We start from the raw sequence: 22020 nt of genomic DNA on the forward strand, positions 1-22020 counted from the left end.
TAACCCGACGATGGCGCCTCACCCTTCTTACTTATGATTTCGGACAACAGTGACTTTATGATAACGATATTCCCACATCCCGCCCTGAAGCTGCTGCCCCTGGCGCTGGCGTTGATCCTGGCCGGCTGTATGGTGGGCCCGGACTACCGGCGGCCGGCGATGACGGTGCCGCTTGAATTTAAACAGGCGAAGGGCTGGACGCAGGCCGCGCCGCGGGATGAGGCGGGCAAGGGGGAATGGTGGGCGGTGTACCGGGATCCGACGCTTTCCGGCTTATTGGGCCAGGTGCGGATTTCCAACCAGAACGTGGCGCAGTATGAAGCGCTGTACCGCCAGGCGCGGGCGCTGACGGCCGCCTCGCGCGCCAATCTGTACCCGACGGTCACCGGCACCGCCGACACCACGCGCAGCGGCACCCGGACCGCCGCCGCCACGACGCATGAGGCGCAGGTCAGCGCCAGCTGGGAGCTGGACCTGTGGGGTAAGCTCAGACGCACGGTGGAGGAAAACCAGGCCAATGCCCAGGCCAGCGCCGCCGAACTGGCCAATATTACCCTGAGCGCTCAATCAGAGCTGGCGCAGGATTATTTCCAGCTGCGGGTCATGGATGAGCAGATAGCGCTGTATCAGGAGAGCGTCGAGGCCTACCAGCGCTACCTGAACATTATCGAGAATAAATACCGCGCCGGGAGCGAGTCCCGCGGCACCCTGGCGCAGGCGCAGACCCAATTGGAGAGCGCCCGCGCTTCCGCGCTGGATTTACAGTGGCAGCGCGCGCAGCTTGAACACGCCATTGCGGTGCTGATCGGCCGGTCGCCGGCGCAGTTCAGCCTGCCCGCCGCCAGGCTCGCCGCCACCCTGCCCGTTATCCCGGTGGCGCTGCCGTCACAACTGCTGCAACGCCGGCCGGATATCGCCTATGCGGAGCGCAGCGTCGCCGCGGCCAACGCCGCCGTCGGCGTGGCGCAGGCCGCCTATTACCCCGACCTGACCCTGAGCGCCAGCGGCGGTTTCCAAAGTTCGGTGCTGCATAATCTGATTTCCATGCCGAACCGGGTATGGTCGCTGGGACCGGAACTGAGCGGAACGCTGCTGGACTTCGGCGCCACCAAGGCATCCGTTGAGCAGGCGCGGGCCGCTTACGACGCCAGCGTCGCCAGCTATCGCCAGAGCGTGCTGTCGGCGTTTGAGGAAGTGGAAAATTATTTGGTGGAGCTGTCGACCCTGGAGGCGGAAACCGCCGCGCAGCAGCGCGCCGCCGAGTCCGCGCAGGAATCGGCCCGCGTTACGCTTAACCAGTACCGGGCGGGGATGATTGATTACCTGGATGTCGCCACCACCCAAAATACCAGCCTGTCGCAGCAGCAAAACCTGCTGTCGCTGCGCAGCACCCAATGGGTGGCCAGCGTTCAGCTGATCGTCGCCCTCGGCGGCGGCTGGCATGACGAAGACCGTCGGTAGGCCGTGACGGTCCGTGGCGGCCCCGGGCCGCCACGGACGTCGCCCTTATTCCGCCGGCGCCGGCGCGCGCGCCGTCAATGCGCAGGCCGCCACCCAGACGCGCCCCTGGCGGATTTCCACCGGCCAGGCGCTAACCGATAGGCCTGCATCCTCCAGGCAGCAACCGTCGCGCAGGCGGAAATGCTTTTTATACAGCGGCGAAATCACCACCGGCTCGCCTGCGACATCGCCCACCAAGCCGCGCGCCAACACGTTGGCGCCGCTGCCCGCCTCATGATTGGATAAAGCATACACCCGGCCTTCCCCGCCGGCCGGGCCCGCGGCCGACGGCAGGTAAAACAGGGCTATCTGCCGCTGCCCTAAACGCGCGGCGATGCCGGCATGGGCCGGGATATCACCGAGCATGCACACCGGCCGCCAGCCGGTTTCCTCAACGGCGGACGACGGCCCGGGGCCATTTCCTGCCGCGGCTGGCAACGCCCCCATGGACACCTCATAGCGCGCATCGCCCTCGGGCGGCGCGCTTACGCCCGCCCGCGGTTTTTCTTCCGGCCGTGCGGGCCGGATCTGGGATCGCTGCGCCATCATGACCACCGCTTCATCCGGCCGGTCGCTGTTGATAAATCCCCGGAACAACGCCAGCCGGCCGGCATCCGCCAGGGTGGTTTGCCATTCGCACTGGTAACTCGCCACTACCGACTGCATTTCCTGTTCAAGCTCGGCGCAGATGCCGAGCGCGTCATCGACGATCACCCGCTGCAGATAGTTTACGCCGCCTTCCAGATTATCCAGCCAGGTGCTGGTGCGCTGCAGCCGATCGGCAGTGCGGATATAAAACATCAGCAGGCGGTCGATCATGACGATAAGGCCGTCGGCATCCAGATCGGTGGCAAATAAATCCGCGTGGCGCGGTTTCATGCCGCCATTGCCGCAAATATACAGGTTCCAGCCTTTGTCGGTGGCGATAATGCCGATATCCTTGCCCTGCGCTTCCGCGCATTCACGCGTACAACCGGAAACGCCCAGCTTGAATTTATGCGGCGCGCGCAGGCCCTTGTAGCGGTTTTCCAGTCTGATGGCCAGCCCGGTGGAATCCTGCACGCCGAAGCGGCACCAGGTTGAGCCGACGCAGGATTTTACCGTGCGCAGCGATTTACCGTAGGCATGCCCGGTTTCAAAACCGGCGGCCACCAGTTCCCGCCAAATGGCCGGCAGCTGTTCCATCCTGGCGCCGAACAGCGCGATGCGCTGGCCGCCGGTCACCTTGGTGTATAAATTATAACGGGCAGCCACCTGGCCCACGGCAATCAGCCCCGCAGGGGTGACTTCCCCGGCGGGCATGCGCGGCACGACGGAATAGGTACCGTCCTTCTGGATATTGGCGAAAAAACGATCGTTGGTATCCTGCAACGGCAGATGTTCGGGTTGCAATAAAAAGTCGTTCCAGCAGGAAGCCAGCAGGGAACCGGCCAGCGGTTTGCAGATTTCACATCCCAGGCCATGGCCATATTGCGCCAGCAGTTGGCTGAAGGTACGGATACGGTTGACGCGAATCAGGTGATACAACTCCTGGCGTGAATAGGCAAAGTGTTCGCACACGTCTTTTTTCACCACCACGCCCTGTTGCGACAGCTCATATTCCATGACCTGCCTGACCAGCGGCACGCAGCCGCCGCAGCCGGTGCCGGCGCGGGTGCAGGTTTTCACCGCCGCCAGATCGCGCGCCCCCGCCGCCACCGCCGCGCGGATATCTCCTTTGCTGACGTTATGGCAGGAGCAAACCTGGGCGCTGTCAGGCAGGGAGGCCACACCCGCGGCCTTCGGCGCGTCCCCCGAGCCGGCCGGCAGGATCAGGCTTTCCGGTCGTTCCGGCAGGGGCATGCCATTGAGTATCATCTGCTGCAGGGTACTGAACTCCGCGCTGTCGCCCACCAGCACCGCGCCCAGCAGGCGGGTTTTATCCCCGGAAACCACGATTTTTTTATAGATCTGCCGCGGGCCGTCGGTCCATAGATAGCTTTGGCAGCCCGGGGCGGCGCCCTGGGCGTCCCCCAGCGAGCCGACTTCGACGCCCAGCAGTTTCAGCCGGGTACTGAGATCCGCCCCGCTAAATACCGCCTCCTCCCCGGCAAGACATGACGCCAGCGCGCGCGCCATCTGATAACCGGGCGCCACCAGCCCAAACAAGGCGTCGCGCCACGCGGCGCATTCGCCGATAGCGAAAATATGGGCATCCGAGGTCACGCACCGATCGTCGATAGCCAGTCCTCCGTGCGCGCCGAGCGTCAGTCCGCACTGATGGCCCAACCGGTCCATGGGACGGATACCGGCGGAAAACAGGATAAGATCGGTATCAAGCGACCCGCCGTCGGCAAATTCCAGCCGCAGGCCGTCTTGGCCGGCAGGGGTGATACGGCGGGTGTTTTTGCCGGTGTGCACGGTTACCTGCAAAGCGTCGATTTTCCGCCGCAGCATGGCCGCGCCGCCTTCATCAAGCTGCACCGCCATCAGCCGCGGGGCAAACTCGATCACATGGGTTTCCAGTCCCAGCTGCCGCAGGGCATTGGCGGCTTCCAGCCCCAGCAGGCCGCCGCCGATCACCGCGCCGCTCCGTGACTGGCGCGCCCGCGCGGCGATGGCGTCAAGATCGTCCAGGGTTCGGTACGTCAGGCAGCCGGGTAGATCGCAGCCGGGAATCGGCGGCACAAAGGCATAGGATCCGGTGGCCAGCACCAGCCGATCGTAGGGCGTTGTTCCGCCGCGGTTATCCGTCAGGCATTGCCGCTGACGATCGATGGCGGTAACGGTGGTGGCGCCGCGCAATTCGATGTCATGCAACGCAAAAAAACCGTCGGGCACCAGCGACAGCGATCCCGCGCTGCGCCCGGAAAAATACGCCGACAAATGTACTCTATCGTAAGCGGGGCGGCGCTCGGCGCCGAAGACGATGATGCGGTAACGCCGGTGCAGCTCGCGCGCCACCAGCTGTTCCAGAAAATACTGGCCCACCATGCCGTGGCCGATGACAGCTAATACGGGTTTGTTCATAACAAAAGTCCTTACATAAAAAAAAGGCGTCCAAAAACATGCAATGACTGCATGCTTTTGGACGCCTTTATCCTTGACCCGCGCTACGCCGCCATTGGCTTAACACGAAGTCATATCCTGATGTCGCTTACCCCCGGCCCGCCGTTATGGCCGGCCGGTCAATATCTCTTCCACCGCCAGGATGGCCGCGGCCACTTCCGTCAGCTTTTTATTTTGGTTCATTGCCATACGCCGCAGGGCGTTATAGGCCTCTTCCTCGCTTAACCGCTGATGACGCATCAGCAGCAGCTTGGCGTCTTCGACTTGCCGCCGGTCATTAAGGGTGGCGCGCAGTTGCGCCAGCTCATCGGCCAGTTCCCGCAGCCGGCGCGATTGTTGCCCGACGAGAGATAATACCGATCGTCCCAGCTGCGGGCTGAGGCCGTTATTGCCCAGCGGCTCAGCGGCGTCGTCCGGTCCGGCGGCGGCAACGAATACGCTATACTCCACCGGTTGGTCCATCTGACGCACCAGCAGGGCTTCCAGCGCGGCATCTCCCGGCCAGTCGCCCGCGGCGTCTTGCGCGGCGTCGATGCCGGCCCGGCATAATTGCATCAATACCGCCGCCAGTCCGTCCTCGACCCCCTTCATCAGGTCGATACGGCGGGTCGTCGCCTCATACCAACGCAGGCTGTGATCCGCGGCGATGTTACCCGTGAGAACGATGCGGCGCAGCCGCTCGACATCGCAATCGCCGTCACGCGCCATCTCGCCCCAGCGCTGCAGGTTAAGGGGATCGCTGAATTCGCCGAAGGTGGCGAAACACCGCTCCTGGCCTTCAATCAGGTCCAGCAACTGTTGGCGGGCGGCGGCGCTAAATGCGCGCGCGGCAAACACCGCCGCGCCCTGCGCCCGTTCCTGCCCCGCCAGCTCTTTGCCCTGCATAAAGCTGAACATGGCGATCAACGCCCGGGAAACAGCCGGCTCCGCCGCCGTATCCGCCGCCTCGAATACCAGCGCCAGCAGGCTGCGGATCACCGCGTTGAATACCGCCGCCGCCTGCGCCTGATCGATCCCGGCCCGCCGGATGCGGCGGCGTAACGCTGGCAAACGTCCCAGCGCATAACATACCGCTGCAATTCGCCCCAGCCTTTGGCTGTCGGACGCCGGCCGATTGACGCCTTCCTCCCGGCCCAATAGCCGCAATACGGCACGCTCGGCAATAACGGCATCGCGCGCCGGTTTTTCAAGCGTATCGGCGTGCAAGCCCGCGCTCAGGTAAAGGGTGGTTACGCCACGTTCGCGTTGCAGCATATGCACCAATTGACTGACCGCCCCCACCAGTTCGCCGGTTTGCAGCAAACGTCGCAACGCCGCGATCTCGCTTTGCCGCGAGGCCTGCAGGAAACGAATAGCGGTGGAAGTATCGGCAATCAATGGGTTCATTTATCCAGTCCGGAATTGCCACGACGTGACCTGATAAACGCATATTACGTACCGCAGGACACCGGCGCCCTGCGCAGAATCAACTTTATCTGCGTCGCGCCGCTGTCTTTTCGGCCGCGCGGGGTCGGCGCGGCGCCGTTAAACCTGTGCCGTGTCCCGGGCGGCGGCCGCGCCGATGCGTGCCAGAGTCGGCCACACTTTCATCAACGTGGTAACGATGGTATCCAGATCCGCGCGGGTAGCGCCGTCACGGGCCTGCACCGACATCCCCTGCAGGATACAGGTCAGGTATTTCGCCAGGGTGGGCACATGAGTGCCGGCCGGCAATTCTCCCTGGGCCTGGCGCGCGCGCAGGAAATCCGCCAGCATGTTTTCCTGGAAATGGTGCCGCGCGCGCAGCAGTTTCGCCACGGCGTCGGATGAAGACGAGAGCGCGGCGGACGTACAGATAATAAAGCAGCCCGAGGGCAAATCTTTGTCGGTGTACAGCGCCGCGGTATCGCGCAGGAAATTTTCAACCGCCTGCGCCGCCGTACAGGCGGGGTCGGCCAGCAGCACCTTGCCCCGTTCGGCGAATTTCGCCACGTAGCGTTCGGCCGCCGCGCGGAACAGGCCTTCCTTATTGCCGAACTCGCCGTACAGCGTCGGGGCCTTGGCCCCGGTGGCCTCCACCAGATCGGTCAGCGAGGTCGCTTCGTAGCCGTGGCGCCAGAACAGTTCCAGCGCTTTATCCAGCGCATCGTCACGGTCGAACTGTTTTGGGCGTCCGCGTCCTTTCCGTATGGGCGCAACATGATCGGTATTCATAACATCCTCTCTTATCGCATTTTTATGCCTGGCATCTTGCCGCTTGCACAACGTCCTTGTGGATATCAGCCGGCACCTATATAATTAACGATCATTACAAAAATTACAAGTGCCTTTCGTCACATTGCCCAAAGAATGTTAAATTTGGCGGCCATGCCTGTTCCTCCCTTGCGGCGGCCTCTCCAACCCAAAGTGAGTGAGCGTTGACAATAAAAATAAATTTTCATTATTAACAATGGCTTATCTATTATATTAACGATCATTAAAAATTTAGTTGATCAACGCCGTCAGGAGGACTAGTATTTACTTATCGAACGTTAACAAATAGCGTTGACTCACAAATCCTGCAACCAGAATGCATAGAGAGATAAGATTATGAAAAACGTAAAATATGCCATCGCCGCCATCGCCCTGAGCGCTGTCTCTTTCGGTAGTTTTGCCGCAGAACTGGCGACCTCCGCCCCGGCGGGTCAGCAACCGGTAGGCGTCATCAGCGCCACCGGCGGCGCCAACCTGTCTTCGCTGGAAAGCCAGCTGTCCGCCAAGGCTTCGGCCGAAGGCGCGAAGTCTTTTGTGATTACCTCCACCACCGGCCAGAATAACCTGCATGGCACGGCGGTAATTTACCAATAAGGATGGCGCCATGATGAACAAAGTTAATCTTGGTATCGTTGCCCTGGCCGCCATGGTGTCGTTCGGCAGTGTTGCCGCCGACACCATCAATACCGCCCGGTATGAGCCTCACCAGGTGGTATTGACGACCGTGGGCGCCAGGACAGGGTTGCCTACCCTGCCCGGTCATGGCAGTGAACGCGCCGTACGCGTCGATAACCGCGCCTATCCGGTAACGTCGGTGTCGGGGCGCAATAATATGCACAGTACGTCGGTCGTTTATGAATAGCGCTTTACCGGCGCGTCATCAAAAAATCCGGGCTTGGCCCATTCATTATTTTCCCTAAAGCGTTTGCGTAATATCATCGCGCAAACGCTTTTTTTACGTTGTAACAAAATAACGCTTTCTTTTCTCCTGCCCGTTGCTATCCTCTGTCAGGAATATTCTTAATTATATCTTTATTAAAATAAATAAAAGCCCTAAATAAGCTTTTTCCTATGTTAATGAATAAATTAGCCCTGCCGTTTTCCGCCAAATTTACGCTTCCATGCAATAAACGCAAATAGAAACATCTGTGCCAAATATCTTTACGGTTGCCGCCGTTGACCCCTTTTAACGAATGGATAATCATCTAACGGTAACGTAATTATTAATATATGGAGCAAAACAATGCGTCGCATTTTAGCATTTGTCGGAATTATTGTTCTTAGCGCCGCGCTTAGCGGTTGCCTGTGGCCACCGCCTTGGGGCGGCGGCGGCGGTCATGGCGGCGGCGGCGGTTATCACCATGGCGGCGGACCGGGCCGCGGCTAAGGGTTGCGATCCTCTGGTATAAAACCCATTGAGAGCTGCGCCCCAACTGTCAGGTGCTTTTATTGACAGTTGGCGGCGCAGTTTTTTTTGCCGCCCGTCCGCTGAGGCGGCGGGTTAACCGCTCCCCTGGCCTGGCGGTTATCTCAAAGCGCAATATCCCTCTTACCGTCCTTGCAGTTATCCTGCAACCACGCCAGAATCGGCAATAATCGCCTTACTGTTAAAAAGGATGGGTTATGACCGAGCTGCGTCGATTTAAACAGGTCGATGTGTTTACCGCCACTGCGTTGATGGGCAATCCCCTGGCGGTGATCCTGGATGCCGATGGCTTATCCGATCGGCAGATGCTGGCCGTGGCCCGCTGGACTCATTTATCCGAAACCACGTTTGTCCTGCCGCCTTCGGCCGCCGGCGCCGATTACCATGTGCGTATTTTCTCCCCGGCAGGAGAATTGCCTTTTGCCGGCCATCCCACGCTCGGCACTGCCCATGCGATGCTGGAAAGCGGCTTTAGGGCCAAGGCGGCCGATAGACTCATCCAGGAGTGCGGGGTGGGCCTGGTCGCCCTCGATATCACCCGCGCCGGATGGCTGGCGTTCCAGGCGCCCGAGGCCAAAATCTATACGGTGAACGAAAGTTATTTCCCCCTGCTTAACGCCGCCGTGGGCGGCGCGACGACGGTCACCTGGTCTCCGCCGGTCGTGGTGGACATGGGGATCCGCTGGCTGGTGGCCCGGGCCGACAGCGCGCTGTCTTGTTTGCGGATGCAACCGGACGCCGTCGCCCTGGAGCGGTTGCTCAAGCGTTGCGAAGCGAACGGCCTGGCGGTATATGGCCTGCACGAGGCAAACGGCCCGGCGGATTATGAAGTCAGGGCCTTTTTGGTGGAACAGGGCGCCCTGGTGGAGGATCCGGTCACCGGCAGCGCCAATGCCTGCCTGGCGCGCCTGCTGCACGCCCAGGGATTTCCTGATAATCCGGCGTTTGCCGAGTCCTGGCGCGTCCGCCAGGGCACGGTCCTGGGGCGCGACGGCCAGGTCAGCGCGCGCTTTATCGACGGCGTGCCGTGGATTGCCGGCCAATCGGTCACCGTGATCGACGGCACGTTCAGGCTGTAGCCGTCAGGTAAATGTTAATAACCTGCATCCTTACTGTTAATAATTAGCAACAATCTGCAAACGGTGTGGCTATTGCGCATCAATCATTAACGACTACCTTTAACACTATCTTAGTGGCCGCCATGGCAAAGATGCACATGATAGGTGGTGGTCGTTATTTGAGGTAGCCTGATGAGCCAGACAGACTGCACGATTATTTTTGACGGTGTGCCGCTGACCGGCAAAGCGGATACGCCGCTGGTGGATTTCCTGGCCGCGCGGGGCGTCAACCTGCCCCATGTCTGTTATCACCCGGCGCTGGACCCGCTGAAAACCTGCGATGTCTGTTGGGTGGAGCAGGACCATCAGCTGGTGCGCGGCTGTACCCTGCGCACCCGTGACGGCATGGTGCTCAACAGCCGGGGCGCGCAGGCCCGGGCGGCGCAAGTCGAGGGCATGGACCGGCTGCTGGCCAAGCACGAGCTGTATTGCACGGTATGCGAGCACAATACCGGCGACTGTACCCTGCACAACACCATGGCGGATATGCATATCCCCATCCAGCGTTATAAGTTCGAGCGCAAGCCGTATGCGAAGGACCATTCCAATCCATTTTACACCTACGATCCCGATCAGTGCATCCTGTGCGGCCGCTGCGTGGACGCCTGCCAGAACGTCGAGGTCAACGAGACGCTGAGTATCGACTACAGCGCGGATCATCCGCGCGTACTGTGGGACGGTGGTGAAAAAATCGCCGGCTCCAGCTGCGTCAGCTGCGGTCACTGCGTCACGGTCTGTCCCTGCAACGCCTTGATGGAAAAAACCATGCAGCCGGACGCCGGGCCGTTTACCGCCATGTCTCCCGATCTGAAACGCCCGCTGATCGATATGATCAAAACCCTCGAGAACACCACCGGCGCGGAAATCATTACCGGTATCTCCATGATGGATATGCACTGGCGCCAGCCGGAAATCAAACGCACCAAAACCGTCTGCACCTATTGCGGCGTGGGCTGTTCGTTTGAAATGTGGACCCGTGACCGGCATATCCTGAAAGTGCAGCCGATGGTGGATGCGCCGGCCAACGGCATCTCCACCTGCGTCAAAGGTAAATTCGGCTGGGATTTCGTCAACAGCGAAGCGCGCCTGACCACGCCGCTGATTCGTGAAAACGGCCGTTTCCGCAAGGCCGGCTGGGATGAAGCGCTGGATCTGGTGGCCCGCCGCCTGCTGGAGATACGCAATACCCACGGCGCCGAAAGCATCGGGTTTATCGGTTCCAGCAAAGCCAGCAATGAAGAAGCCTACCTGACGCAAAAAATCGCCCGGCTGATTATCGGCACCAATAGCGTCGACAATTCGTCCCGCTACTGCCAGAACCCCGCCACCATGGGTCTGTTCCGCACCGTGGGATATGGCGGCGACGCCGGTTCCATCCAGGATCTGGAACGGGCCGAGCTGATTATTATCGTCGGCAGCAATACCGCCGAGAATCATCCGGTGATCGCCGCCCGTCTCAAGGCGGCGCGCAAGCACCGCGGCCAGCGGCTGATTGTCGTGGATCCGCGTAAACACGAAATGGCGGAACGCGCGGATCTATTCCTGCGCATCAACTCCAGCACCGATATGGTCTGGGCGTCCGCCATGGCGCGTTATATGTTTGATCATGGCTATGCGGATACGGACTTCCTGGCGGCACGGGTAAACCAGGTGGACGCGTACCGCCAATCCCTGGCGCCTTTTACCCTGGCGTTCGCCGAGCGGATCACCGGCATCGCGCGCCGGCAGTTGATTGACGCCGCCGAAATGATTGGCCGGGCATCCTCCGTCTGCATACTGTGGGCGATGGGCATTACCCAGCACAGCCACGGGGCGGATACCAGCACGGCGCTGTCGAACCTGCTGCTCGTGACCGGCAACTACGGCCGGCCCGGTACCGGCGGATACCCGATGCGCGGCCATAATAACGTGCAGGGGGCCAGTGATTTCGGCTGCCTGAAGGATTTTTATCCCGGCTATGAAAAGGTCACCGATCCCCAGGTGCGCGCCAAATGGGCCAAGGCCTGGGGTGTGGCGCCGGACCGCCTGTCCGATAAGGCCGGCGACGATAATTTCACCATGGTGAAGCATGCGAAAGAGAAAAAAATCAAGGCGATGTATGTGATTGGCGAGGAAACGGCATTCTCTGACGCCGATGCCGCCAATGTGCATGAGGGGTTTACCAATCTGGATTTTCTGGTGGTGCAGGACCTGTTTATGAGCCGCACCGCCGAATTCGCCGACGTGGTGTTGCCCGGCTGCCCGAGCGTGGAAAAAGAGGGGTCGTTTGTGAATACCGAGCGCCGCATCCAGCGTTTTTATGAAGTGATGCCGCCGCTCGGCGATAGCCGGCCGGACTGGCGCATCCTCACCGACCTGGCGGCCAGGATGGGCCATCCCTGGGGTTACACCCATCCTTCGCAGATCATGGCCGAGGCCGCCGGTATCGCCAAGGTCTTCGCCGGCGTGACCTATGAACGGCTGGCGGGATGGCAATCGCTGCTTTGGCCGGTCAAGGCCGACGGTACCGACACGCCGCTGCTGTATACCGACGGTTTCCATACCGAGGACGGCAAAGCCGTCCTTTATCCGCTGGAATGGAAGCCGCCCGCCGAGGCGCAGGACGGCGAATATGATTTAATGCTGAATAACGGCCGGATGCTGGAGCATTTCCAGTCCACCAACCAGACCGGACGCGGAGGTCGCCTCCTCTCCCTGTCGCCGGACTGGTTTGTGGAAATCAGCCCGGGGCTGGCGGCGGAGCGGGGCATCGAGGAAGGCGCCTGGCTACGCCTGGCCTCGCGGCGCGGCGCCGTCGAGGTGCCGGCGGTGATTACCGATCGGGTGCAGGGCAATACCCTGTTTCTCCCCATTCATCTGGGCAAGGACGGCGTTAACGCCCTGACCGGCGAGCATCACGATCCGGATGTGAACACCCCCGCCTATAAAGAGCTGGCGGTTAAACTTACCGTGCTGCCCCGGGAGAACATGGTTTCGCCCCTGCCGCGCCATAATTTCCGCTATGGCTCCCGTACCCCCATCGACAAGGTGCCCGTGGAGCAGAAATGGCGGCGCGACGATTACCTGCCGCCGCCTGCACAAGAACCTCATCCGGAGAAATTCTAATGGCTAAACCTATCGGTTATACGGTGGAGGCTCCGAAAATCGGGCCGGATGCCCATGAGGAGCTGGAACGCTTGCTGCAAACCCTGCACGAGCACGGCGTGCTGCGCCTGGCCAACGACCTGGTGGCCGCCAATAACCAGATAGCGCGGGTGCTGGTCAACGGGCTCAACCGGGAAGGCTCGCTGAACGTTATCCAAAACCTGTCGGTGCTGGCCATGGCGTTATCCACCTTTCCTCCCGGTCAATTCTACAAGATGGTGTTCGCCGTGCGCGATATGGTCGATGTGATAAGCCGCGCGCGGGAAGGAAACGACGCTCCCCAGGATGCGCCGGGAGTCCGGGGACTGTATAAGATGCTTAACGACGACGCCTTCTGGCAGGGGATTACGCCGTTTATCGACGGCATGAAGGCCTTTAGCCGCCGCATGGATGAAGAGGTGGATAAACCCATCTCTTCGTTTACCGGCAAGCCCAGCGACGCCTGAGGTCAAACACGGCAATTGCTGCCGAAGCAAGGGTCCGATGGAACACGTTTCTGCGCTGCTGATTGCGCGCGCCCAGTTTGCCTTCACCATAGGTTTTCATATCGTGCTGGCCGCCTTTACCATCGGCCTGGCCCTTTTTTTGACGGCGCTGGAAGGCCTGTGGCTATGGCGGCGGCGCCAGGTCTATCTGGACCTGTATCGGTATTGGCTCAAGATCTTTGCGCTTAACGTGGCGGTGGGCGTGGTGTCCGGGGTGGTGATGGAGTTTGAGTTCGGCACCAACTGGGGGGTGTTCTCCGCGCGGGCGGGCGCGATTATCGGGCCGCCGATGTTTTATGAAGTGCTGGTGGCGTTTTTCCTGGAAGCCGGTTTTATGGGCATTATGCTGTTCGGCATGCAGAAGGTCGGGCCGAAACTGCATTTTTTCACCACCTGCATGGTGGCGCTGGGTTCCCTATTCAGCGCGTTCTGGATTATCTCCGCCAACTCCTGGATGCAAACCCCGGCGGGTTTTTTGATGGACGACGGCGGTCGTTTCCACCCGCAGGACTGGCTGGCGATTATCTTCAATCCTTCCTTTGGCTATCGGCTGGCGCATATGCTGCTGGCCGCCGTACTCGGCACCGCGTTTATGGTGGCGGCAGCCGGTGCCCGGCATCTGCTGCGCGACAGCCGCAATCCGGCGGCCCGGGTGATGTTTTCCTGGGCGCTGTGGACCGTGGCCGTCGCCGCGCCCTTGCAAATTATCGCCGGGGATTTGCACGGCGAAAATACCCTGCGCCACCAGCCGCAAAAAGTGGCCGCCATGGAGGGCGACTGGGACCGACCGCCGCCGGGCGCCGGGGAGCCGATGCGGCTGTTCGCGCTGCCGGACATGACGGCGCGGCGCAACCATTGGGAGGTGTCGATTCCCCGACTTGGCTCGCTCTATCTACGCCATAACCTTACCGGCACCATTAAAAGCCTGAATGAGTTTCCGCCCCAGGACATCCCGCCGGTGCCACTGGTGTTTTTCGCCTTTCGCGTCATGGTGGGCCTGGGGCTGGTGATGGCCCTGGCGGGCATCGCGGGCGTGGCGTTGCGCTGGCGGGGCGCCCTGTGGCGCGCGCGCTGGCTGCAGCGCATCATGGTGCCGCTGGCGCCGGCGGGATTTATCGCCATGCTGGCCGGTTGGGTGGTTACCGAGGCCGGCCGCCAGCCGTTTATGGTCTACGGCCTGACGCGTACCTATGAGGGGATCTCGCCGGTATCCATGGCCCTAATCATCGCCTCCGCCATCGCCGTGGCGATGGTTTATCTGCTGGTGTTCGGCACCGGGCTGCTCTTTATGCTGCGCCTGCTGGCGCAACCGCCCCGGCCGGGGGAAGAAGGTCCGGTGCCGTCGCTGGCGCGGCAGACCGGCGATGGCGCGACGTACGCGGGCCAGGACGCCGCGCCGCCGCCGGAGCAACACCCGTAACACGACGAATGCAGGAGTTTATCCTATGCCGGAGCTGATTTTTTCCGCCGCCGCGCTGCAACTGTTATCCGCCGCCGCGCTGGCCTTCAGCGTGCTGATCTATATCTTGCTGGACGGTACCGATTTGGGCGTCGGCATGCTGTATGCGTTCAACCGCGCCGAAGCGGATCGCCAGGTCATGACGCTCTCGCTGCTGCCCGTTTGGGACGGCAACGAGACCTGGCTGGTACTGGGCGGCGGCGGCCTGCTGGCCCTGTTCCCCGCCGCCTACGCCATTCTGCTGAGCGCCCTGTATCTGCCGGTATTTCTCATGCTGCTGGCGCTGATAGCGCGCGGCATGGCGATTGAATACCGCGACCGCGCCGACCCGCAAAAGCGGTGGCGGTTCGATCTGATGCTGATGGGCGGTTCGGCGCTGGCCGCCGCCGGCCAGGGCGTGATCATGGGTACGTTTATTCAGGGTATTCCCCATGACGGCGCGCATTATACCGGCGGCGGCTGGGAATGGCTGGGGGTATTTCCGCTATTCTGCGGCCTGGCGCTGATGGCCGGTTACGCGCTGCTGGGCGCCTGCTGGCTGATATGGCGTACGGAAGGAATGCTGCAGGCGCGCGCACGCGCGCTCGCCCGGCGGCTTGGCCCATTGGCCCTGGCGCTGGTTGCGCTGCTGACGCTGTGGACCGGCGGCCTGCATGAGGAGTACCGCCGGCATCTGTCCGATCTGCGTTTCACCCTGCCCGCCGCGCTGTTGCTGCTGGCGGTCGCCGGCGGATTCCGGCGGGCGCTGTCCGCCCGGGTTGCCCTGCTGCCGCTGTGCCTGGCGCTGGGGGGCGTGGTGCTGACATTCGCCCTGCTGCTGCTGGCGGTATATCCGGCGATGATCCCGCCCCGGCTGTCAATAAGCGCCGCGTCCTCGCCGCCCCTGAGCCAGGGATTTGTGCTGATTGGCTTCGCGGTGCTAATCCCCATCACCCTGGCTTACAACACCTTTGGTTTTTGGGTGTTTCGCGGCAAAATCCACGCTCAGGCCAAAGGCCCCTTATCGGGTAAGTGACCGGCGTCTTCCGCCAGCGCCCCCCGCGCGTCCTTTTGCGCCTTATGGGCCGCTTCCCGTTGCTGGTTTTTTTCCCGCAGCGCCTTGGCGCGGCTTTCAAGGCCCAGGTACAGCACCAGCGCCAGCAGCAGCGGCGCGATGAAATAGATCGCCCGGTAGGCCAGCAGGGCGGCGATAATGGTGCCATGGGACAGATGCTCGCTGCCCAGCATGGCGACAAATACGCCCTCGAGCACGCCGATGCCCGCCGGGATATGCACGATAACCCCGGCGATGCTGCTTACCAGCAGCACGCCGAGCACCAGCGGAAAATCGACTTTGTCGTTAAGCAAAATGTAGATAATGGCGGCCATCGCCAGCCAGTTGGCGCAGGAGGCCACCAGCTGCGCGCCGGCCATGCGCAGCGACGGCAGCACCAGCTTCTGGCCCTTGATGGTCCAGCGCCGGCGTTTGGCAAAGGCGCACAGCCAAAAATAAGCGGCGATCAGCAGCAGCAGGATCACGCCCGTCAGGCGCAGCGCCAGCTCGCCGATACCCCATTTAGCCGGCAGATGCAGCACCCCGAACGCGCAGACGATGCCGGAAAGCAGGATATATCCCAGCCAGTTGGTGGCCAGGCTCAGGCTGAAGATACGGGTGATGGCGCTGTTGGACAAACCGAGGCGTGAATAGAGCCGGTAGCGCATGCCGATGCCGCCGACCCAGGCGCTGAGGGTGAGGGTAAAGGCATAACAGATGAAGGAAACCAGCATCACCTGCTTTTTCGCCAGCTTATGGCCGCAATAGGCGCGGCCGATAAGATCGTAGACGCCATACAGCAGGTAACTGAACACCGCCAGCCCAATCACCATCAGCAGCGCATTGAGCCGGTAGCCGGTAATGGCCTGCTCCACATCATCCCAGTCCACCTTGCGGGCATAGACCACCAGCAAGATAATGACGCCGATAAAAAACAGGCCGGTCAGGATTTTTTTAGCCATCGACCAGGCGCGGTGTCGTTTACCGGCGGGGCGTTTTCGGGTCATGATTTTGCCCCCTCGTTTTCGGGTTCGGCGCGATCCTGGGTTTCCATTTCCGGCTGGACCGGCGGCGCCACCAGCGATAATTTCGGCGTATGGGCGGGAAGCCAGCCGACCCAGGCCGGGAAGTGGCGCAGGAAATGGAACACCAGCACGCTTTTCACCACATGCCAGTAGGTCTGCTTGGGCACCATGCTTTCGTCAATTAACCGGCAATCGTTTTCAATCAGCCCGTTAAGATTGTCGCGCAGTTGCTGCGTGAAGGCGGTGTCATGGATGATCAGGTTGGCCTCCAGGTTCAGCGCCAGGCTGAGCGGGTCAAGATTACTGGACCCGACGGTGGCCCAGCTATCGTCCATGACGGCCACTTTGCCGTGCAGCGGACGGCGGCAATATTCATAGATTTTCACCCCTTCCGGCACCAGATAATTGTATAACATGCGCGCGCCGACCGTCACGATCGGCATATCCGGCTCGCCCTGGACAATCAGCACCATGCGCACGCCGCGCCGGGCGGCGTTGCGCATCTCCTTCAAAAGGCGGTAGCCGGGGAAAAAATAGGCATTGGCGATGATGACCTCGCGTTTTGCGCCGCGCAGCATATCGATATAGTGGCGCTCTATATCGGTATCGTGTTCATCGTTATCCCGATAGACAAACAGCGCCTGGGCCTCGCCGGGCTGGCGGTTATGGGCCGGCAGCCTGGAGCGCCGGCGCAGCCAGCTGCGATGGTGGTCTTCCTTATACAAGGCCTGTAGGGTAAAGCGATGGATATCCTCCACCACCGGCCCCTCCACCTCCACCGCATAGTCCTGCTTGGCCTCCGGGCCGTAGTCGCTCAGGTGCTCGGCGGAAAAATTAATGCCGCCGATAAAGGCGATAACGCCGTCCACCACCACGATTTTACGATGCAGGCGGCGGAACAGATTGGTGCGCATGCCCATAAACGCCGGGCGGGGATCGTAATAACGGAAATGCACTCCCGCGGCGGTGAGGGCGCCGACGTAGCTGTCGGACAGATCCGCCGAGCCGTAACCGTCGACCATGATTTCCACCCGCACCCCGCGCCTGGCGGCGGCAATCAGGTTTTCCTGCAGCGCCTTGCCGACTTTATCCTCGAACAGGATAAAAGTCTCCAGCAGCACCTCTTTCCTGGCCTGGCCGATGCGCTCGTACAGGGCCGGGAAAAACGCTTCGCCGTTTTCCAGCAGCTTGATGCGATTGCCGTCGCGCCACTCCATATTCATATTCATAAATGGATCTCCACGGCGAGGGGAGCATGGTCGGATAAATGCGACCAGGGTTGGTTGGCCAGGGAGGTCGGCTCGCTGATGCGGGCGTTCCTGACATAAATACGGTCCAGGCGCAGCAGGGGAAAGCGGGCGGGGAAAGTACGGGCCGGTCGGCCGCGCGCCTGGGTAAAGACCTCCACCAGGCCGGCTTCGCGCCGCAAAAGCGTATTGGCGCGCTGGCGCCAGTCGTTGAAATCACCGGCCACCACCAGCGGCGCATCCGCCGGCAGCGTGGCAATATGCCTGCTCATGCGCAGCATCTGCTCGCGGCGATGCGCTTCCTTCAGCCCCAGGTGCACGCAAATCATATGCAGCTCCAGCTCACGGCCAGGCACCTGCAGCACGCAGTGCAGCATGCCGCGCTTCTCCGTGCCGTCGATGGACACGTCCAGATTGCTTTGGCGGGTGATGGGGAAACGGGAAAGCAGCGCATTGCCGTGATCGCCGTCGGGATAGACCGCGTTGCGCCCGTAGGCGAAATCGGCCCACATGGTGTCGGCCAGAAATTCGTACTGCGGCACCACCGGCCAGTTATCGAAGCGTTGCGAATGCTTTTCGTGCGTGCCCAGGACTTCCTGGAGGAACACGATATCGGGCGCCACGGTACGCACCGCTTCGCGCAGTTCCGGCAGGATAAAACGCCGGTTAAAGGCGGCAAAGCCCTTATGGGTATTGATGGTCAGCACCTTAAAGGAAAATCCCTGCTCCACTTGCGGCATGCCCGGTACATCCTTATTTTGATGATAATCCGTTCGCAGCATGATCTCGAACCCCTGCAAAATTAAGCGGCAAAAACCCACTCCCCGATATAGCGCGGGTAGAATAGGTGAGAAGTCATTATTAGTTAATGTGCTTACTATCTTAGCTGCTGCCGGACAACCTCGCCAAGTTTGACCGCGGCGGTTATCTCCGGGTGTCATAAAAATGACATCCGGGTTACGTAGACTTACATAATAATAAATTCAGACATACCCTTCTTCTCGTCCGGCAACAGGAGCCTTCTTTATGCCGCATCCGCACCAACCCGTACTTTCCCTCGTCCTGACCCTCGCCCTGGCGGGCGGCAACGGCCTGCTGGCGCGCAGCGTATCGGCCGCCGGCGCGGACAGCCTGCGCGCGGCGCAGGGGGATATTACCCAGCCCGGCGGCGCACGCCGCCTGCAGGCCGATCAGACCGAGGCGCTGAAGGCGGCGCTGAACAACCAGCAGGCAAAAAACGTCATCCTGTTGATTGGCGATGGCATGGGGGACTCGGAAATCACCGCCGCGCGCAACTACGCGCTGGGCGCGGGCAACGCGTTCCCCGGGATCGACGCGCTGCCGCTGACCGGTCAATACACCCATTACGCGCTGGACAAGACCACCCATAAACCCGGCTACGTCACCGACTCGGCGGCGTCGGCCACCGCGTGGTCCACCGGGGTGAAAACCTATAACGGCGCGCTGGGCGTCGATGTGTTCGGCAAGGATCATATGACCATCCTGGAACTGGCCAAGGCGGCCGGTAAAGCCACCGGCAACGTGTCCACCGCTGAACTGGAGGACGCCACCCCGGCGGCGCTGGTGGCCCACGTCAGCTCCCGCAAATGCTACGGCCCGGAAGTGACCAGTAAAGATTGCCCCACCCAGGCGCTGGAAAACCAGGGGCGCGGCTCCATTGCCGAACAGCTGCTGGCGGCCCGCGCCGACGTGACGCTGGGCGGCGGCGCCAAAACCTTTGGCGAAACCGCCAAGGCCGGGGAGTGGCAGGGTAAAACCCTGCGGGAACAAGCCGTGGCGCGCGGCTATCAGTTGGTGAGCGACCTGGATGGCCTGAACGGCGTAGCCCTGGCCAACCAGGACAAACCCTTGCTGGGCCTGTTTGCCGAGGGCAATATGCCGGTGCGCTGGCAGGGCCCGAAAGCCGTCTATCACGGCAATATTGATAAGCCGCCGGTTACCTGTAGCGATAATCCCAAACGCGGCGCCGGGGTGCCTACCCTGGCGGCCATGACGCAAAAAGCCATCGATCTGCTGAAAACCCATCCCAACGGCTTTTTCCTGCAGGTTGAAGGCGCATCCATTGATAAACAGGACCATGCCGCCAACCCGTGCGGCCAGTTCGGCGAGACGGTGGACCTGGATGAAGCGGTGCAAAAGGCGCTGGAATTCGCCCGCGCCGACGGCCATACGCTGGTGGTGGTCACCGCCGATCACGCCCACTCCAGCCAGATTATCGAAGCGGACGCCAAGGCCCCCGGCCTGACCCAGGCGCTGACCACGAAAGACGGCGCGGTGATGGCCATCAGCTACGGCAATTCTGAAGACCCCGAATCCCAGGGACATACCGGCACCCAGCTGCGTATCGCCGCCTTCGGTCCCTATGCGGGCAACGTGGCCGGCCTGACCGACCAGACGGATTTGTTCTATACCATGCGCGATGCGCTGGGCATTAAACAATAATTACCGCCAGGGACCCCTCCCGCCTTTACCGCCGTGCCGGCGGTAAAGGCGGGAATGGACCAGGGTATCGCGCCATGGCGTATCATCCCTTGTCATTTCCTGTCGCCGGGAAGGATTTTCCGCACGGTGAGACTTGCCTAAACCCGTCATTTTCTTTAGCCTGCGAACTGGCTCCGCTCCCATAAGATCAGGTGACATGTCAGAGCAAAGCGCGCCCGCGCTGAAGGAAATCTTTAACCACGCCCGGCTGCGCGATATCGCGGCGCACACCGCCGCCGTCCACCCCGGTTTTGACGGCGCCCGCTTCCTGGCGGCCACCGGCGACGGACTGGACCAATTATCGCTGATGGCGCGCCTGCGGCGGGTAAGCGTCTGCCTGCACGACGGCCTGCCGGCGGACTATGGGCAGGCGCTGGCGATTTTACGCCGGCTGGCGCCGCGGTTGGACAATCGCTTTGTCACCCTGGTATTGCCGGAGTATGTGGCGATGTACGGGCTGGATGAGTACGATCTGTCGATGGAGGCCCTGCGCTTTTTTACCCCGTTCGGCTCCTCGGAATTCGCGGTGCGCCCCTACCTGCGCCAGGATCTGTCCCGCGGGCTGGCGCTGATGGAACGCTGGTCGCGCGACGATGACGAGCACGTCCGCCGGCTGGCCAGCGAAGGCAGCCGGCCGCGCCTGCCCTGGTCGTTCCGCCTGGAGGCGCTGCGGGCCGACCCGTCGCCGGTGAAACCCATTCTCGACAACCTGCGCGCCGATCCCAGCCTGTACGTACGCAAATCCGTGGCGAATCATCTCAACGATATCACCAAGGATCATCCCGAGTGGGTCATGGACCTGCTGGAGGGATGGGAATTGCATCATCCCCCCACCGCCTGGATCGCCCGTCACGCGTTGCGCAGCCTGATCAAACAGGGGGACCGGCGGGCGCTGGGACTTATCGGCGCCGGCGAGGCGGCGCAGGTCAGCCTGGAGGAGATGCGCGTGAGTCCCGGGGAAATCCGGCTGGGAGACAAGGTGACCGTGGCGTTCCGGCTGCGCTCGACCTCGCCCCTGCCCCAGCGGCTGGTGATTGATTACGCCATCCACTATGTGAAAAAATCCGGCGGCACATCGGCCAAAGTGTTCAAACTGAAAACCCTGACGCTGGCGCCGCATGCAAGCGTTGAGATTAGCCGCAGCCAGTCCATCCGCAACTTTACCACCCGCATGCACTATGCCGGCAGACATGCCGTCGAGGTCTTTATCAACGGCGAATGCCTGGCGCGGGGCGCGTTTTTTATTGTCTAGCGCGACAGGGGTTTCACCATATTCACCCCGGTAACGTGGAAACCGCAGGCATCATACAGCGCCCGGGCGCCGGGATTATCGGCCGCCACCCTTAGCCCCAGTTCGGTCACGCCCTGGGCGCGCAACCGCTGATCCAGCTGCGCCAGCGCGCTGCGTCCGAGCCCGCGGCGGCGCCAGGCGGGCAGGATGCAGAAATCGGAGATATAGGCCGCCTCGTCTTTGCACGTGATCCATAAATACCCCGCCACCGGCGGTACGCCTTGCCGGTCCGCCGCGTCGCCGGCCTCGATGCAGTACAGCTGGTTATCCGGCGTCGCCACCCCCTGCGGTAAATACCCGTCAATGCTGGCGATGGCGTTGATCCTGCCCTGCCCGATATCGTAACCGTGGTTGGCGCTCAGGTCCCGGGCGTATTCCCCGATAAAAAAATGGCGATAATCGGGGTATTCCCCGGCGGTCATATTCCTCAGATGAATCATAGCGCTACCCGTTATCATAACGTGCTTATCCACGCCGGCGCCCCTGATGCAAAGCCAGGGCTTATCCGGC

At 61.6% G+C, this 22020-nt stretch carries 17 protein-coding genes; 10 read left to right on the forward strand and 7 right to left on the reverse strand.

Translation table 11 applies throughout. The annotated features are described in order from the left end of the window. The first annotated feature begins 57 nt into the window (after positions 1-57). Entirely contained in the window at positions 58-1461 is a 1404-nt protein-coding gene (locus ACL2XG_RS12730) for an efflux transporter outer membrane subunit (RefSeq protein WP_413722038.1), read from the forward strand. Between the two features lie 45 nt (positions 1462-1506). Here the strand turns inward: ACL2XG_RS12730 and nirB are convergent, their stop codons facing one another. The 3 genes from nirB to ACL2XG_RS12745 all read right to left on the reverse strand — a co-directional run bounded on the left by nirB (position 1507) and on the right by ACL2XG_RS12745 (position 6741). Beyond that, entirely contained in the window at positions 1507-4509 is a 3003-nt protein-coding gene (nirB, locus tag ACL2XG_RS12735) for a nitrite reductase large subunit NirB (protein WP_413722037.1), read from the reverse strand. A 144-nt stretch (positions 4510-4653) separates the two neighbouring features. Then, positions 4654-5925, reverse strand: coding sequence for a nitrate- and nitrite sensing domain-containing protein (locus ACL2XG_RS12740; RefSeq protein WP_413723541.1), 1272 nt, complete (start codon positions 5923-5925; stop codon positions 4654-4656). Positions 5926-6072: 147 nt separating this feature from the next. Beyond that, positions 6073-6741 carry a TetR/AcrR family transcriptional regulator gene (locus ACL2XG_RS12745; RefSeq protein ID WP_410012246.1) on the reverse strand — a complete coding sequence of 223 codons (669 nt, stop codon included), beginning with the start codon at positions 6739-6741 and terminating at the stop codon, positions 6073-6075. Positions 6742-7116: 375 nt separating this feature from the next. Between ACL2XG_RS12745 and bhsA the strand changes: the two genes are divergently transcribed. From bhsA to cydB, 7 genes are all read left to right on the forward strand, one after another. After that, a complete protein-coding gene (gene bhsA, locus ACL2XG_RS12750; protein WP_410012247.1) occupies positions 7117-7374 on the forward strand; it encodes a multiple stress resistance protein BhsA in 258 nt (85 codons plus the stop codon). A 10-nt stretch (positions 7375-7384) separates the two neighbouring features. Beyond that, positions 7385-7642, forward strand: coding sequence for a hypothetical protein (locus ACL2XG_RS12755; RefSeq protein ID WP_410012248.1), 258 nt, complete (start codon positions 7385-7387; stop codon positions 7640-7642). A gap of 761 nt (positions 7643-8403) precedes the next feature. After that, positions 8404-9285 carry a PhzF family phenazine biosynthesis protein gene (locus ACL2XG_RS12760; RefSeq protein WP_410012249.1) on the forward strand — a complete coding sequence of 294 codons (882 nt, stop codon included), beginning with the start codon at positions 8404-8406 and terminating at the stop codon, positions 9283-9285. Between the two features lie 171 nt (positions 9286-9456). Beyond that, positions 9457-12429 carry a formate dehydrogenase subunit alpha gene (fdhF, locus tag ACL2XG_RS12765; protein ID WP_413722036.1) on the forward strand — a complete coding sequence of 991 codons (2973 nt, stop codon included), beginning with the start codon at positions 9457-9459 and terminating at the stop codon, positions 12427-12429. Then, complete coding sequence (locus ACL2XG_RS12770) at positions 12429-12914, forward strand: DUF1641 domain-containing protein (protein ID WP_410012251.1); 486 nt, start codon at positions 12429-12431, stop codon at positions 12912-12914. The genes fdhF and ACL2XG_RS12770 overlap by 1 nt, the downstream gene beginning before the upstream one ends. A 37-nt stretch (positions 12915-12951) precedes the next feature. Then, on the forward strand, positions 12952-14373 hold the full coding sequence (locus ACL2XG_RS12775; RefSeq protein ID WP_410012252.1) for a cytochrome ubiquinol oxidase subunit I: 1422 nt from the start codon (positions 12952-12954) through the stop codon (positions 14371-14373). Positions 14374-14398: 25 nt separating this feature from the next. Then, the gene (gene cydB, locus ACL2XG_RS12780; protein WP_410012253.1) at positions 14399-15427 is read left to right on the forward strand and encodes a cytochrome d ubiquinol oxidase subunit II; all 1029 of its coding nucleotides are present in this window, start codon (positions 14399-14401) and stop codon (positions 15425-15427) included. On the opposite strand, the gene ACL2XG_RS12785 is transcribed toward cydB, so the two are convergent. The 3 genes from ACL2XG_RS12785 to ACL2XG_RS12795 are packed head-to-tail and all read right to left on the reverse strand — an operon-like array spanning position 15397 to position 18457. Next, positions 15397-16452 carry a lysylphosphatidylglycerol synthase domain-containing protein gene (locus ACL2XG_RS12785; RefSeq protein ID WP_410012254.1) on the reverse strand — a complete coding sequence of 352 codons (1056 nt, stop codon included), beginning with the start codon at positions 16450-16452 and terminating at the stop codon, positions 15397-15399. The two genes, cydB and ACL2XG_RS12785, sit on opposite strands and share 31 nt — an antisense overlap. After that, the gene (gene clsB / locus ACL2XG_RS12790) at positions 16449-17693 is read right to left on the reverse strand and encodes a cardiolipin synthase ClsB (RefSeq protein ID WP_410016636.1); all 1245 of its coding nucleotides are present in this window, start codon (positions 17691-17693) and stop codon (positions 16449-16451) included. The genes ACL2XG_RS12785 and clsB overlap by 4 nt, the downstream gene beginning before the upstream one ends. 2 nt (positions 17694-17695) lie before the next feature. Then, the gene (locus ACL2XG_RS12795; RefSeq protein ID WP_410016637.1) at positions 17696-18457 is read right to left on the reverse strand and encodes an endonuclease/exonuclease/phosphatase family protein; all 762 of its coding nucleotides are present in this window, start codon (positions 18455-18457) and stop codon (positions 17696-17698) included. Between the two features lie 286 nt (positions 18458-18743). Between ACL2XG_RS12795 and phoA the strand changes: the two genes are divergently transcribed. Both phoA and ACL2XG_RS12805 read left to right on the forward strand, forming a co-directional pair. Further along, the gene (gene phoA, locus ACL2XG_RS12800; RefSeq protein WP_410012255.1) at positions 18744-20180 is read left to right on the forward strand and encodes an alkaline phosphatase; all 1437 of its coding nucleotides are present in this window, start codon (positions 18744-18746) and stop codon (positions 20178-20180) included. Positions 20181-20376: 196 nt separating this feature from the next. Continuing rightward, on the forward strand, positions 20377-21471 hold the full coding sequence (locus ACL2XG_RS12805; protein WP_410012256.1) for a DNA alkylation repair protein: 1095 nt from the start codon (positions 20377-20379) through the stop codon (positions 21469-21471). Here ACL2XG_RS12805 and ACL2XG_RS12810 read toward each other — a convergent pair. Further along, a complete protein-coding gene (locus ACL2XG_RS12810) occupies positions 21468-21950 on the reverse strand; it encodes a GNAT family N-acetyltransferase (protein WP_410012257.1) in 483 nt (160 codons plus the stop codon). The two genes, ACL2XG_RS12805 and ACL2XG_RS12810, sit on opposite strands and share 4 nt — an antisense overlap. Positions 21951-22020: the final 70 nt, after the last annotated feature.

The organism is Sodalis sp. RH24, from assembly GCF_047324145.1.
Lineage (GTDB): Bacteria > Pseudomonadota > Gammaproteobacteria > Enterobacterales > Enterobacteriaceae > Acerihabitans.

What these genes read in the sequence shown, in the direction of transcription:
- ACL2XG_RS12730 (WP_413722038.1), top strand. Translation starts at nt 58, where the DNA reads ATGATAACGATATTCCCACATCCCGCCCTGAAGCTGCTGCCCCTGGCG.
- nirB (WP_413722037.1), bottom strand. Translation starts at nt 4,509, where the DNA reads ATGAACAAACCCGTATTAGCTGTCATCGGCCACGGCATGGTGGGCCAG.
- ACL2XG_RS12745 (WP_410012246.1), bottom strand. Translation starts at nt 6,741, where the DNA reads ATGAATACCGATCATGTTGCGCCCATACGGAAAGGACGCGGACGCCCA.
- bhsA (WP_410012247.1), top strand. Translation starts at nt 7,117, where the DNA reads ATGAAAAACGTAAAATATGCCATCGCCGCCATCGCCCTGAGCGCTGTC.
- ACL2XG_RS12755 (WP_410012248.1), top strand. Translation starts at nt 7,385, where the DNA reads ATGATGAACAAAGTTAATCTTGGTATCGTTGCCCTGGCCGCCATGGTG.
- ACL2XG_RS12760 (WP_410012249.1), top strand. Translation starts at nt 8,404, where the DNA reads ATGACCGAGCTGCGTCGATTTAAACAGGTCGATGTGTTTACCGCCACT.
- fdhF (WP_413722036.1), top strand. Translation starts at nt 9,457, where the DNA reads ATGAGCCAGACAGACTGCACGATTATTTTTGACGGTGTGCCGCTGACC.
- ACL2XG_RS12770 (WP_410012251.1), top strand. Translation starts at nt 12,429, where the DNA reads ATGGCTAAACCTATCGGTTATACGGTGGAGGCTCCGAAAATCGGGCCG.
- ACL2XG_RS12775 (WP_410012252.1), top strand. Translation starts at nt 12,952, where the DNA reads ATGGAACACGTTTCTGCGCTGCTGATTGCGCGCGCCCAGTTTGCCTTC.
- cydB (WP_410012253.1), top strand. Translation starts at nt 14,399, where the DNA reads ATGCCGGAGCTGATTTTTTCCGCCGCCGCGCTGCAACTGTTATCCGCC.
- ACL2XG_RS12785 (WP_410012254.1), bottom strand. Translation starts at nt 16,452, where the DNA reads ATGACCCGAAAACGCCCCGCCGGTAAACGACACCGCGCCTGGTCGATG.
- clsB (WP_410016636.1), bottom strand. Translation starts at nt 17,693, where the DNA reads ATGAATATGGAGTGGCGCGACGGCAATCGCATCAAGCTGCTGGAAAAC.
- ACL2XG_RS12795 (WP_410016637.1), bottom strand. Translation starts at nt 18,457, where the DNA reads ATGCCGCAAGTGGAGCAGGGATTTTCCTTTAAGGTGCTGACCATCAAT.
- phoA (WP_410012255.1), top strand. Translation starts at nt 18,744, where the DNA reads ATGCCGCATCCGCACCAACCCGTACTTTCCCTCGTCCTGACCCTCGCC.
- ACL2XG_RS12805 (WP_410012256.1), top strand. Translation starts at nt 20,377, where the DNA reads ATGTCAGAGCAAAGCGCGCCCGCGCTGAAGGAAATCTTTAACCACGCC.
- ACL2XG_RS12810 (WP_410012257.1), bottom strand. Translation starts at nt 21,950, where the DNA reads ATGATTCATCTGAGGAATATGACCGCCGGGGAATACCCCGATTATCGC.